The organism is Kitasatospora sp. NPDC054939 (assembly GCF_053610105.1).
The window spans coordinates 1-13766 of record NZ_JBSGXP010000195.1 but is presented as its reverse complement, the minus strand read 5'-3'; the positions used below and the strand labels follow the sequence as shown (position 1 = coordinate 13766).

Here is a 13766-nt window from a genome sequence, read left to right as displayed (position 1 = left end):
CCCCATCATGCACACGACATGCGAGTCGGTCTGAATGCCTCCGTACCCACGAACGGGCGACACCAGATCATCCAGAAACGGACTTAACGTCCTCTAAAGCCCTATCTCTGTGGGGAAATACGGCGGTTGCTCGCCCCTTGCCAAGGCACGGCAAGATAAGGCGATCAGTTCGCGATGTCCCCTGCAGAATGCAGGGGGATTCTCTTTTGCCGCACAACTAATCGACGTCGGAATCGCTCGCCCCGATCGGCGGTCAGTCATGCTGTTGGAGCGATCTTGAATAGGAGACTCCTGCTTCCGTCACCCTCTCTGCTGAAATCGGCGAGTGGCGCGATGGCCCGACTAGCGAAGCCAGGCTCGACGGCAAGGGGCGCGGGTGGCCCCGTGCGGGGATCGACGAGAACACGTGCCGACCGTGGAGCCGGGTCCCCAGCAGGTTGGCACGGCAACCAGGCATCGCCACTCATAGACACGACAAAGTTCCCCCGATCTGCCCGGAGAGCGTCACGGCGCAGACCTGCAGCCCGTGCGCGGCCCGGGTCGGCCGCATCCCCCGGACGGCCCACGCCGGACCGCTTCGCGCAGCCCGTGCACCAGGGGAAATCCGCCCCGAATGCACCCTCGACCAGTCGCTGAATTCGCACATCCAGCCCAAGCGCCCCAGCCGCCCGTCCAGGTGGCCCGCAATGTAACCGTTTGGTTACGAACGGCACGCGTGGGGCGTGGCGGGGAGACGGGGAAGCGGCCGGGCGGGAAAAGCTGGGCTCCGTCGAACGGCATGGCGCCCACACGCCAGGATGCTCGACGCCGCCATCGGCGGCTTACGGCGTACGCGCAATGCGCGACCCTGGGTCGGCGGTGCACACTCGGGGCACGCCAGCGCACACGCCTCGCAGCGGGACGGCCAAGCGCCCTCTCGGCTCGGGCTCGGTGTGCTCCGGCCCGAATGGGGGCAGCGTGCCTTGCTGCCCCCATTCGCCGCGGCCGTCGACAGGCCGCGGCGCCGACGCGGATCCAGCCCGCGATGACAACGGGCAGCGGATGGTCCCGCCCCACAGCGGGCCCTCCCGATCGCTCGGCGCAGAAGAACATTTACGCAAGGAGCGCAGACCCGGCAAGCGACATGCCGAAAACGATCTTGATTGGCATAGTCCACGGCCCCATCGCTGCACGCCACGCCGCAGGCCCGAGGTGCGAGGTGCGCGCCGGGGGCGGGCATGGGCCGACAGTGGTGGTGCATGCCGATGAAGTCTTCCGGTGGTGCGGGCCGTCCGTCCTGGTTCGGGTGGTTGCGCGGTGTGGTCGGGCGGGGCAGGCGGGGCGGTGATCTGGCCCTGCCGCAGCGGTCGTCGGGGTTCGCGGCTCTCGGGTCGCTGACCCTGGTGCCGCTGTTGATCGTGCTGTCGGCGGCCGAGTCGGCGCGCGGTTCGCGCACTGGCTGGGGGACGGGCTCGGCTTGAACGGGCGCGGGTACTGGTGTCCGGGCGCGGACGGAGGCACGCTGAAAGGGGCGGGGGTGCAGGCGGGGCGGCCATCCGGGTCGGTCCTGTGGGCGGTGCCCGCGGGTGCGGGCCGTGGGAAGGGAGTCACGGTGATCGAGGTAGGCGACATCCGCGAGTGGCGCACCAAGGTCGTCTACGACAAGCCGCTGATCAAGGACTGCCCGGCCATCGGCACCGACGACGTCCTGCCCGCCGAGGACGAGGAAGCGATCTTCCGGCACTACGGCCTGACCTACCAGTCGGGCGCCGCCGGGGAGCGCCAGCTCGCCCGCCGCTGAACATCTTCGCCCCGTGAAGGAGGCGTGCGATGGTCCTCTTCCTCCTGATCGCTGTTGTCGCAATCGTGCTCGGCATCATCGGCGTTGTCGCCGACGGAGTCCTCTTCCTGCTCGCCATCGGTGTCCTGCTGCTCATCGCCGATGTGGTCTATCTCGCGGTTCGCTCGGCCGGGAACCGGCGCCTCCTGCGCTGACCCGTCCCTGTCGGCCGGCGGAGCCGACGTCTCATGGCGAGGGTGCGGGCGGGCGGCGCGAGCTCATCATCTGCAAGGCGCCCGTCGGGTGGGCACCGGGCGTGGCCGACGACGTGGGGCCCGTCGGCGGGCTTACCGGAGCCGGTGCTGCCAGCGGGTGGCGAGGACGCTCTGCTGGTCGTACCAGCGGGTGGTGATGGCCTTGGCCCATATGGTGGCGTTGGCGGCGTCCGGGTGGCGGATCAGGCGCTGGTGGTCGCGTTGGGCCTGGCGGAGTTCGGGCAGGGCGGTGACGGTCAGGCTGTTGTCCAGGACTACGGCGACCTGCGTGCCACGATCGTCGCCCAGCTCGACGACCTGGAGAAGGCGCCGGTCGGGAAGCCGGCCCGGATAGCCCCGCCCGCGCGCCGCAGCTCCCGCCGCTAGTACTCCAGTGTGACTTTGTGATCTATCCGACTGGGCGGTCAGCAAGTCGTCGGCGGTGGTGCCTGCATCGGGTCACGGCCCGACGGGATCCGGCAACTGCGTACTCTCGTGGCGTCCTGTCGAGCAGTCTGTCACGCAAAGAGGAGACCGGTGCCCCACCTCACGGATGACAATCTCGTCAGAGCCTCGCTCGAAGCCCACGTTCCAGAGGCGCGAGTGCTCCTGGAACAGCTGGACTCGGCCGAGCGTGAATCCGCAAAGGAACTGGGCCGCAGCCCACGACCCCTCGGCCTCTACACGGTTCTGTCCGAAGCGTTCTACTGGGATGTTCTCCGGCCGGCTCTGGACTCGCCGGAAACCAGTCGCGACCTTCTGGCGCGCTGCCGGGAGTTCCTCGACGAGCTCACCACGAGCCGACGCAGCGAGGTGTTGCAGGCTCTGGGGATCCGCGTCTGGGAGCATCTGCGGGATCCTGAGCGCGAGATTCTCGGGTGGGGCGGCCCCGATCCGGTCGTGCCGTCGGCCTGATGCCCCAGGCTGGCTTCGCGATTCTGCTGGGACCCGCGCGGGAAGCGGAACGGCCACCGCGTGATCATCGGGGGTTGTGTGGACTCCTGAAGATCGTGCGGTGGCCGCGAGTCACAGCATAGATACCGCCCGCTGGCGGGAGATGTTCGACCAGGCCATGGCCCGGATCGCGGGCCGGTTCCGGCGGGTGGAACCGCGGGCGACTACCCGCGCGTTCGTGCTCGCCCTGCTGTCCGGCGTGGAGCGAAAGAACTGCTGGCGGCTGGCCGAGCAGGCCGGTGACGCCCGCCCCGGGCCGATGCAGCGGCTGCTACGAAGTACCTGCTGGGACGCCGACGCGGTCCGCGACGACATCCGGGCCTACGTCCTCGAACACCTCGGCGCCGACGACGGCGTCCTGATCGTGGACGAGACCGGGTGTGCGCCACGAGGCGCTGAGGATCGAGTGGAGGGGAGCCCACCGCTGGTCATCGCAGTGACCGGTTGAAGCTGGAGACAGGCTGGACCCCAGGTCGGGGGCGAGGCCGGAAGCAGTCTCGACAACGTAGGGGCGGATCGAGACCACCAGACGGTCCGTGCCCGCAAGCGAAGACGGAATGGGTGTAAGGAAACTGAACCAGTGGTTGAAGCCCCGTGAGTCGTCAGCGGCCTGCCGAACCTGGTGGATGGGCCGCGCCGCGGTGCTGGAGAGTGCTCTATCCGGTGGCCTCTCCTCTCTCGTCGCCTCTATCCCGTGGGCGCCGGGAGGTCCGGACCAAGACTGCGATGTGCGGTCCGTGGCGATGCCGCCGGGGTAGAGCTGGGCACCGAAGCCGTTTCAGAGATCCTCAGTGAACGTGGGAAGCGACTTGGCATCGCCCTCCCCGCCCGGCAGCCGGCCGGGCGGCGGGCAGGCGCGACGCTTGCCGATGATGCTGGGTCGTGGCGGAGTCGCCGTAGTACTCCGAGGACGGGAAAGCCGTCCGCAGGGAAGGGCGACAGCGTGATGGCAGCAGGAGTGCTGTCGGGGAGGGACGTTGTTGAACAACGACGCGCCGCCGCAAGTTTGGCCGAGCATCTTCGCGGCCGAGCGGCGGGTACTCGATCATCAACTCAAGCTGCACCGATGGGCAAGGAGCGATCCGGACCGCCGGTTCGCTGACGTATTCAACTTGATCTGCGACCGGGCCACGCTGTTGGTGGCCTGGGAGCGGGTGTCCGGCAACCGGGGTGCCAGGACAGCGGGCGTGGACGCGGTCACCCGCTACCACATCGAGGAACGCCTGGGAGTGATCCCGTTCCTGGAGGAGCTCCGCTCCTCGCTCAGGGACGGGACGTTCCAAGCGCTGCCAGTCAAGCAGGCGGTGATCCCCAAGAAGAACGGCAAGGCCCGTTATCTGGGGATTCCGACCCTGCGCGACCGGGTCGCGCAGATGGCGCTCAAGCTGGTCCTGGAACCGATCTTCGAGGCCGATTTCTACCCGTCCAGCTACGGGTATCGGCCAGGACGTCGGGCCCAGGATGCCATCGCCGAGATCCACCATCTCACCAGCAGGCCGTCGAACTACGAATGGGTCATCGAGGGCGACATCAAGGCCTGCTTCGACAACGTCGATCACCACGTCCTGATGGACCTGGTGGCCGAGCGCATCAAGGAGCGCAAGGTCCTGCGACTGGTCAGCGCATTCCTGCGGGCCGGGGTTGTCGAACTGCACGGTGGGCTCGCGGAGACCCTCACCGGGACTCCGCAGGGCGGGGTCGCCTCCCCGCTGCTGGCCAACATCTACCTCTCCGTCCTGGACCGGCACGTCGCCCGGATCTGGGACGAGGAGATGTCCCCGGCCTGGTGTCGGCAACACCGACGTCGAAGGGGACTGCCGAACTTCCGGATGGTCCGATACGCGGATGACTTCGTCGTGCTCGTGCACGGCACGAGGGAGGACGCGGAAGCGATCAAGACGGAGATCGGCATGCTGTTGGCCGACAGGCTGAAGATGACCCTCTCGGAGGAGAAGACCCACATCACCCACATAGACGACGGCTTCGTCTTCCTCGGCTTCCACATCCAGGCGAAGACCCGGGGCGACGGTCGCCGCGTCGTGCTCACCATCCCGTCCAAGCCAGCCCTGGCATCGGTGATGCACAAGATCAAGAAACTGACGGAGCGGGGCACGACCCTGCTCTCGTTGGAGGCGGTGCTGCGGACGGTCAACCCGGTCCTGCGGGGCTGGGCGGCCTACTTCCGCTACGGCGCATCGAAGAAGACGTTCTCCTACCCCGGCCACTACGCGTGGTGGAGGATGATCCTCTGGATACGTCGCAAGCACCCCCGTCTGACCTGGAAGAAGCTGCGGCGGCTGTTCTTTGGAGCCGACTGCATCACCGAGGGCGGGATCGTCCTCTACAGCCCGGCGAAGATGCGGGTCGAACGCCACCGCTATCGCGGAGCGCAGATCAGCACGCCCTACAACATCGACGAGGTCAACCCGGACGGAGCACGCTTCCGCCGGACCAGCCACGACGATGCGGCGTTCGTCGGCCAGGTCAGCGAATACCTCGCCTGATCCACCGGATCACGTGGAGAGCCGGATGCTCGGCCAACGGGCACGTCCGGTTCGGCGGGCGGGGACGGGAAAACCGACACCCGAAACGGTGCACGGCGTCCCGTCCCCGACCCAACTCCTGAAGAAGGGCACCGGCTCAGCGGGCGTGCAGCGGCAGTACACCGGCACCGCAGGCCGGATCGAGAACACTCAGATCGTGTCTTCCTTGCCTATGCCTCTCGCAGAGGACGGGCGTTGATCGACCGTCGGCTCTACCTGCCCGACGCCTCGTGGTGCCAGGACACCGAGCGCCGAAGCCGGGCAGGAGTGCCCGAAGTGGAGTTCGCGACCAAGCCGACGCTGGCTGGGCAGATGATCGCGGCGGCGCTGGACGCCGGGATCGGCGCCTCGTGGGCGACCGGTGACGAGGCCTACGGTCAAGACCCGAGTTTGCGCGCTTTGTTTGAGTCCCGTGGCATCGGCTACGTCCTGGCCGTCGCCTGCAGCACGCGGGTGCAGATCAACCAGGGCCGCACCGCCGCCCGCACGGATGCCGTGGCCGACCGCCTACCCGCATCAGCCTGGCACCCGCAAAGCGCCGGCGCCGGGGCGAGCGGGCCGCGCTACTACGACTGGGCCTGGATCGAGATCGGGGCCGACGGCCACCGGCACCTGCTGATCCGCCGCAACCCGAGCAGTGACGAGCTCGCCTTCTACCTGTGCTGGTCCCCGAGGCGAGTGCCGCTGTCCGAACTGGTCCGGGTGGCCGGGACCAGGTGGTGCATCGAGGAGTGCTTCCAGGCCGCGAAAGGCCAGGTCGGACTGGACCACTACCAGGTCCGGCACTGGAGCCGCATCACCCTGGCCATGCTCGCGCTGGCCTTCCTGGCCGCCATCGCCGCCGACGCGACGCCGACCAGGACCGCCGATCCGAACCGGCCCGCCCGCAGCACCGACCCGATCGACCTGACCGTCCCGGAGATCCGCCACCTGCTCGGCGCTCTACTGATCCCGGCGAACGCATCCCCGCGCAGGCTGCTGCACTGGTCAAACTGGCGCAGACGCTACCAGGCCGGTGCTCGCCGCAGCCACTACCAGCGACGGCTCGCGGACTCCTCAACCGGATAGATCGCAAAGTCACACTGGAGTTACTAGGCCAGCTGATCGGACTGAATCTGACGCTCGGGACAAATGTGTCCTTCACGGTCGAGGAACGCACTCGGACCACCCGGGGTGGAGACGTGATTTCCGAGTACTTCTTTGTGAGCTGGGATAACCGTCCGCTCGACTAAGGTACTTGCTATCCCCGGTTGCCTACAGGAGCCCAGTCCGGGCTGAGAATTCGGTGAACGAAGGGGACGAGTGCCAGGGACTCCCTGGCCGCGCCTCGCTCTGCGCTGACATTTTCGCGCGCCGACAGCGGCCGGCGTGCTCGACGTGGGCGATGACGCCGGTTGGCAGTCGGCGCCCGCACGATCAGCTCGCCAGCGGGGTCGGTCTTCATCTGGCGTTGATCACATTCGGTCACCTTCGGCTCGAAGTCGCAGCTTCTGCGGCGAGTATCGATCGTGAGACTGCTGGGCACGCCCCGCTCATTGGCGCTGTTCTGGATCATGCGGAGCATTCGCTCGAAAGCTCGGAGCCCCTTCGCGGCCCTCTTCGCCCCACCAGTTCTCACGCCGCGTGATGTCACGTCGTAGCCCATAGCGAGCCAGGGTAGGCCGCGAGACCGACATGATCGCGAAGTCACACTGGAGCACTAGGCCGTCTACGTCGCCGGAACTTCAAACGCCCCTGTGTGCAGCCCGGCCTCGCGGAGTAGAGTTGATGAAGAGGATAATTCTGCATGGCAGAAATGATTCCCGAACTTTCAAAGGGGGAAGAAATGTTCATGATAAGCGACCGAATCTCCCTCATTTCAAAGCTACGCGATCAGTTAGCGTCTGGTGACCGCGAGATAGTATTTGTTGTCGGTTCGGGTCTCACTCGGGGAACCGTCCCAGGCGTCAATCGGCTCATTGATTTTATGCGATCAAGCCTGAAGTATCAGGACGATCAACTTCGTTTCGACGAGTTCGTCGGAGATCCGTCCGGTGCCGGCGCCTATCAGCGGGCAGCGGCGTTCATTCACAGCAGTCGCTCGTTGAGACTGCTGAACAACATTATTCGGGTAGCGGTCCTGCGGGCCTTCGATGGGATCTCGTCCAAGGAAGCCTCCACCCTCATCGACAATGAGGCCGCACTGCAGAGGATTGAGGAGCGGCCGGGATGGCTGTTGGACCGTGGCGTGAGAGCATTTGGGGAACTACTACTCGAAATGCCCGAGGAGATTCGCGGCCCGGTGATCACGACGAACTTCGACCCCCTCATCGAGATCGCCGTGCGAGAGGCCAGTGGGGTACCGCTTGCCCAAGCCATGGACGGGGACGGGCGGATCGTCCAGCTCGGCTCGGGCATAGTGAAGATAGTTCACGTTCATGGGTACTGGTGCTTCGGAGACACCCTCCACACCGACTGGCAGCTGACCAGATCGCGCCCGGTATTGGATGGGTCGTTGCGTGATCTGTTGCATGGGAAGCAGCTTGTCGTCATGGGTTACGGAGGCTGGGACGACGTATTCACTCAGTGGCTCGTCGAACGAGCCCGGCAAAAGGATCGTCATGGGATGGAGGTTGCCTGGACCTCCAATCGGGTGCTCTCCGAGGAATCCTTCCAGGCCAAGGTCTTCCAGGAAATCGAGTTCCTCGACGCTGTGGTCTTCTATCAGCAGGTCGATGTCAACACATTCTTGCCGGAGCTGCTCGGCGCCTATCAGCAGCTGAACCCATCCCCAATTCGATCCGCTGCATTGTCCGATTGGACGCAGATTAGTCCCTCCTACCTGTCGCTGAGATCCCAGCCCCGGAAGGCCGGGTCAAGGGTCTCCTTCTTCGACGGGCGAGAGCCGGACTGGAGTGATGCGACAGACCCTGGGATTCCGCGGCTCTCGCTGGTCTCGCGGATCATGGACCAGTTGAGGTGGCCGCCTTCCTCGGACCGGAAACGGATCATTCTGCTGATCGGACCCGCTGGCGAAGGCAAGTCCCTCGCCTTCCGGCAGGCGGTCGCCCGCGCAGCCGAGGAGATGGAGGACATCCAGGTGCTCTGGCGGGAGCCCGGCGGAATGATCGATGCTGAGGCGATCTCTAATCTCCCGCGCAACGGCAAGAACTACCTGCTCTGCGCGGAGGAGGCGGACCTCTGGGTCGAACCGCTGAGCGCTGTCATGAGGGCGCCCCGTCCACGCGACGACATCCGCTTCCTGTTGTGTGCCCAGGAGCGTGACTGGAGATACCGCAGCGGGTTCGCCAGGCTCGGCATCGACACCGTTCTGGTGACGCCGCAGCTTTCCGAGGGCGACGCGGTCGCAGTGGTGGAGGCCTGGCGCGCCTGTGGCGCCAGCGGACTAGGCGAACTCGCCACCGTTCCCGAGACCGAGCAGTCCGGGAGGCTGACGGCAGCAACACAGAGTAACAATCCAGTCGAGGGCTCGCTCCTCGGGGCGATGCTGAAGCTTCGATACGGCGCCGGGTTGGAGGCGCGGGTGCGTGACCTGCTGGACCGACTGGACAAGCACCCGAGGACCGCCGCGATCTCCCTGACAGACGCCTTCCTGATGATTGCTTTGATCGACGCAATCGGCCAACACCAGTTCACCCTGTCGCGCGAGATCCTGGCCAAAGCCATCGAGGGCGACCGGAACGCCGTCGACTACCTCGTGCTGGAGCCGCTCGGCAAGGAGGCCTTGGCGAAACAGCACGCCGGTCATGTGTTCACCCGACATCCGGCCATCGCCGAGGCGGCCGTGCGGATTGCCCGGAAGGAGCGCTCGGCACAATTCCTGGCGGTCATCGACCGGCTGGTCCGATGCGCAGTGCAGGACAGCAACCGGACTGGCAAGTTCACCAGCGACCACCGGCACGTCGCCTATCTAGGCAGTGCGCTGCCCACGCTCGACGAGGCGTTGCTGGCCATCGACGCCGCCATCGAGGAGCGCCCCCAACGACTCACCTACCACACCGAGCGAGTCCACATCCTGCGTATGTTCAAGCAGTACGAGGAGGCCGATCAGGTCGCTGCCGCTCTCCTGGCGCCCGGGAGGGAGTACGAGGACCCGGAGTCGATCGCCGGACTGCTCAGTGAGTGGGCCACAGTCTGCGGCGTCAACGGGCACCCGGCGATCAACGTCCTGCTGGACGCGGCGGTCTGTGATCCGCCGGTCGGCTACCCGAGCCCCGAGTTCGACGCACGCGGCTGCGAACACTATCGGCGCGCCCTGCTCGGCATGGGTGCCGCTCTGATGGCACTACACCGGCAGACTCACGACGAACTCTTGCTGCGGGCGCTCTCCGAGAGTCTGCACTTCGTGCAACTGCTCCGAATGGATTGGACTGACCAGCGATTCTTCAACATTCAGTGTCGCTACCTCGCCTCGAATGGCTCACCGCTTGTCTTGCAGAATAGAATTACGACCGAGAACCTCCAACAGCTACTCGACAACATCACCGACAGCCTGCCTGAGGATCTGCCGGCCGTCCTTCGCGGCCGGCACGTGTCGGTGTCGAAGCTCAAGCTGATTCCCGCGGCCTGACGGGCTAGAACTGGCTGCAGTCTGCGCATCGTCCCGGCGTGACGACCAGGGACAACGCCCGCCAGCGACCCTTCACACTCAGGTGGATCTTGGTGGTCTGGCCGTCCGAGGGCCTCGCCAGGCCGCACCACCGCCACCAGGCGATCGCGTGTGCGACGCCCCGTTTGAGGATCGGCGGGGGGCGGGGGCGACGGGCGACGGGCGCATGGTGGTGCGCGCGGATCGAGGTGGAGCCGACGGAAATGTCCTAGCTGAGGGTGACCAACCTCGACTGTGCCCATCGAAAGGGGCAACCTCGGTGCGCGCTGGCCTTCCTGGCCGTGGCAGCCGACGACGCGAGGCCGACCAGATGTGCAGATCCGAACCGTCCCGGCGAAGCGGAGAGCCGATCGACCTGACCGTTCCGGAGATCCGCCACCTGTTCGGCACTCTGCTGAACCCGCCGAGCACATCCCCACGCAGGCTGCTCTACTGGTCGAATTGGCGCAGACACCATCAGGCCGCAGCCCGCCGCAGCCACTACCGGCAGCGTCGCCAGCCCCTCAACCGGATAGATCACGAAGTCACACTGGAGTACTAGGCGGCGTCCGGCGGCCCGCCCCGCGGTCCGGCCGCCCGCCCGAGCGGGTCCATCGTCCGGCCGTCGACCCAGGCGGACCAGCCGTTGGAGCAGACGATGTGCGCCCAGTCGCCCCGTCGCTCGAGCAGCCGGAGCTCGACGCGGGCGTCGATCCGGGTGGCCGGGTCTCCCGCGGGGTCGGGCTCGGGCCAGGCGGGCATGCCTCCCTCGGGGACCTGGTGCGTGGGCCGCCACACGGGTTCGGCAGCGGGCGGAGGGGGCGGCGGGACGGGCGGCGTCATCGGTGCGTAGACCTCGTCAGGGAGCGAGATCCCGGGGAGCGGCCGCAGGAACTCGTCGGCCAGCCGCGCGGCATCACCGGGCCCGGGCGAGCGCAGTGCGAAGCGGACCCGGGACCAGTCGTCCGGTGCCAGGGTCAGGCCCTCGCTGAGGAGAACCCACAGCGTGGACCCGGTCGCGACGAGGACGAGCAACTCCTCCTGCCCGATGGGCCGGTCACCTTCCACACCGGTCAGCTGCACGTCGTGCAGCGACAGGAGGGTGATCCAGCTGAACAGCGTGCCGGCGAACACCGACAGCCCGACCGACAGCGTGTACCGGGCGGGTTCGTCCGTGCCCGTACGCTCCACGTCCCCGAGGTCGGCGTAGCGGCGCAGCTGCCGTTCGGCGCTCTCCAGCGTGAGCGTGGGCAGGCGGAGGCCGGTGTGGCCGCCGGGCCGGACGAGCGAGCCGAGGACCTCGCCGACCGCCCGGGTCAGCCAGTGCCGGTCGGCGATCCGCAGAGCGCCGTCCTGGGCGTCCACGACGTCCGCCGAGGTGAGCGTGATCGCGGACCGGTCCGGCTGCCGGTCGGCGAGGGAACGGAGATGGCGGGTCTTGTACGCGTCCACCAGGGCCAGGAGGAAGGCGAGTTCCTCGGCGTCCAGTTCCTCCGCGGGGGGCGCCAGCGGTACCGCCGCCGAGAGCCGCGCCTGCGACTGCGTCCACTCGACCAGGTCGTCACGGGTGTACGGCGCCAGCAACTCGTAGTCGTAGTCGCCGTGGGGGCCTGGGGCGGGGCGCAGGCCGGTGAAGAGGTCCCCGCAGCGGCGCGAGGCGTAGAGCCGGGATCCGGTCGGCTCACCCCCGAACAGGGCGCTGCGGGCGTCCAGCACCCGGTCCGGGACGAGCAGCGGTGTCAGCGCGTTCCGTACGGTCGCCCCCGACAACTCCCGGAGGTCGCCCAGGATCTCGCCGGCCTCGCGGACCGGTCCGGCACCGGCACCGGCACTGGTCGCCGGGAGGTCGGCCGCCAGGAGGTCGGGCACCGGGGACAGCGGAGCCGGCGGCGGCAGCCCCAGGTGCCGGAGGAGTACGGGGAGCTCGGCCCGGTTCAGCGGTACGGCCCGGGTGAGGCCCGCGGGTACCGGTGCCCCGGGCACGAGGCCGGTGGCGGTCGGTCCGGGCGACGGGCGGAGCAGGGCGAGCGCGTCGTCGAGCAGCATGGTGCCGTCGCCCAGCGCGTGCAGGGTGCCGGTCTCCTTGACCACGACCAGGGGAGCCGCCCGCACCAGGGCACCGCGCCCACCCCCGCTCTCCCGGTGCGCGCGCGAGTCGTAGGGGAAGACCCAACACCAGCCCTCGTCCCCGACCTCCTCGTCGAGGAGGACCAGATCGGTCCGCACGCCGGCCGACAGGTTCCGTACGTAGTCCAGCGCCAGCCGGTGCGCTTCGGCGAATTCGATCACGTGTCGTCACCGCCCGTCCTCGTCACCGCGGCCGAGCGCGGCCCCGGCAGCCCTCGAACCCGGTTCACTCGGCCGTTCCTCCCGTCTCCCGCACGGCGATCTGGGGCCGGATACCGGTCTTCTTCTCAAAGAGCGCGGCCATCTGGGCGAGGTTCCGCTGGTCGTTCAGGCTCAGCCTCGGCATGATCACATGCGCCCGGTTGTAGGCGATCAGGTCGCGCCACAGCTGGTCGTACTGCTCCGACCCCAGGTGCGTCATGTACTTCACCTCGTACTGGCCCACGTCCCCGACCCTGGGCCGGTCGCCCGCCTCGTGGCGCACGCGATAGGAGGAGCCACCCGCCAGGTCGTCGCGGACCGCGCGTTCGTAGTCGTGTCCGCGTTGTTGGGGGGTGCTGCCGGAAACGGGCCGGACGTGCTTGCCCAGCGGGTCGTGGAAGACCGACACCCGGGCCTCCGGATGCGGCGGGGCCTCCCGCCCGACGGGCATCGACGGGTCGGCGGGCTCCGAGGAGCGCCGGCTCACCGGCCCGGGCTCGGCCACCCTGGCGGCGCCACGCAGTGAAGGGCGGCGCTTCAACGGGTCGAACGGCTCGTCCAGGCCGAGCCGCGCGGCCTTGGGCGTGGGCGGCGGGGGCGCCGGCACGATCCTGCGGACGCTCATGGCCGCGCGGTCCGGGGCGGTGGACATCCGGCCCAGGCGTGCCGCGGCGGCCTGCGGGAGGGCCGCCAGGCTGGGACGGGCCCCCAGGACGCGGGAGAGCGGGACGTTCCCGAAGTCCTGCAGCAGCCCGGTGCCGATCGCCGTGAGGCTGCCCCGCCCGGTGGCCGCGTCGATCAGTGCCTTGGCGGCGTTGACCTTCAGCGTCGAGCCGGCCACGCCCCAGAGAGCTCCGGTGACCCCGCCCTCGTCGTAGCCCGCCTTGGCGCCGGTCAGCACCTTCTCGGTCACCGACAGCGCGCCGAGCTGCGCCGCGGTGGCCAGTTGGGAGGCCACCGCCAGCTGCCCGAGGGCCATCTTCCCGGCGGCCTGGGCGGCGGCGCTCAGCCCGGCCCGTACGCGTGCCTCGGTCACCTGCGCCGCGATGGCGTCATCCTCGGCCTTGGCGGCCGCCGCCTCCAGCCGGCCCTGGGCCTGCTGGAACACCGCGTTGCTCAGCCGGGCCAGCAGTGCCTCCCGGTCGGTACCCGGAGGGGCGTTCGCGATGCCCTGGAGGACCCGGTTCGCCGCCTGGTACTCGCCCGGCGGCAACCGGTCGATGAGGGTGCCGAGGGCGTTCTGGCGGGCCTCGATGCGGCCGAGGCTCTTGATGTAGTCGGTGTAGTCCTGTTCCTCCTTGCGGCCTTTCTTCATCTTGTCGATGAGGTCGGTCATGCCG

At 68.1% G+C, this 13766-nt stretch carries 7 protein-coding genes and 4 pseudogenes; 7 read left to right on the top strand and 4 right to left on the bottom strand.

What is annotated here, in order from left to right:
- Positions 1 to 1627: 1627 nt before the first annotated feature.
- Positions 1628 to 1780, top strand: a pseudogene (locus ACWGB8_RS35115) (PRC-barrel domain containing protein); the annotation flags it as partial.
- Between the two features lie 29 nt (positions 1781 to 1809).
- Positions 1810 to 1974, top strand: a complete 165-nt coding sequence (locus ACWGB8_RS35110; RefSeq protein WP_452217714.1) for a hypothetical protein — start codon at positions 1810 to 1812, stop codon at positions 1972 to 1974.
- A gap of 132 nt (positions 1975 to 2106) precedes the next feature.
- Here ACWGB8_RS35110 and ACWGB8_RS35105 read toward each other — a convergent pair whose 3' ends face one another.
- Positions 2107 to 2445, bottom strand: coding sequence for a hypothetical protein (locus ACWGB8_RS35105; protein ID WP_452217713.1), 339 nt, complete (start codon positions 2443 to 2445; stop codon positions 2107 to 2109).
- 105 nt (positions 2446 to 2550) lie between these two features.
- On the opposite strand from ACWGB8_RS35105, the gene ACWGB8_RS35100 reads away from it, so the two are divergent.
- From ACWGB8_RS35100 to ACWGB8_RS35085, 4 genes and pseudogenes are all read left to right on the top strand, one after another.
- On the top strand, positions 2551 to 2928 hold the full coding sequence (locus ACWGB8_RS35100; protein ID WP_452217712.1) for a hypothetical protein: 378 nt from the start codon (positions 2551 to 2553) through the stop codon (positions 2926 to 2928).
- A gap of 157 nt (positions 2929 to 3085) precedes the next feature.
- A pseudogene (locus ACWGB8_RS35095) lies at positions 3086 to 3361 on the top strand (transposase); the annotation flags it as partial.
- Positions 3362 to 3944: 583 nt separating this feature from the next.
- On the top strand, positions 3945 to 5471 hold the full coding sequence (ltrA, locus tag ACWGB8_RS35090; protein WP_452217711.1) for a group II intron reverse transcriptase/maturase: 1527 nt from the start codon (positions 3945 to 3947) through the stop codon (positions 5469 to 5471).
- Positions 5472 to 5580: 109 nt separating this feature from the next.
- Positions 5581 to 6578, top strand: a pseudogene (locus ACWGB8_RS35085) (IS701 family transposase); the annotation flags it as partial.
- 172 nt (positions 6579 to 6750) lie between these two features.
- Here the strand turns inward: ACWGB8_RS35085 and ACWGB8_RS35080 are convergent.
- Positions 6751 to 7065 carry a hypothetical protein gene (locus ACWGB8_RS35080; protein ID WP_452217710.1) on the bottom strand — a complete coding sequence of 105 codons (315 nt, stop codon included), beginning with the start codon at positions 7063 to 7065 and terminating at the stop codon, positions 6751 to 6753.
- 231 nt (positions 7066 to 7296) lie between these two features.
- Between ACWGB8_RS35080 and ACWGB8_RS35075 the strand changes: the two genes are divergently transcribed.
- The gene (locus ACWGB8_RS35075; protein ID WP_452217709.1) at positions 7297 to 10080 is read left to right on the top strand and encodes a P-loop NTPase; all 2784 of its coding nucleotides are present in this window, start codon (positions 7297 to 7299) and stop codon (positions 10078 to 10080) included.
- A 576-nt stretch (positions 10081 to 10656) separates the two neighbouring features.
- Here the strand turns inward: ACWGB8_RS35075 and ACWGB8_RS35070 are convergent.
- Both ACWGB8_RS35070 and ACWGB8_RS35065 read right to left on the bottom strand, forming a co-directional pair.
- The gene (locus tag ACWGB8_RS35070) at positions 10657 to 12387 is read right to left on the bottom strand and encodes a YrhB domain-containing protein (protein ID WP_452217708.1); all 1731 of its coding nucleotides are present in this window, start codon (positions 12385 to 12387) and stop codon (positions 10657 to 10659) included.
- 64 nt (positions 12388 to 12451) lie between these two features.
- Positions 12452 to 13766: pseudogene (locus ACWGB8_RS35065) on the bottom strand (hypothetical protein); the annotation flags it as partial.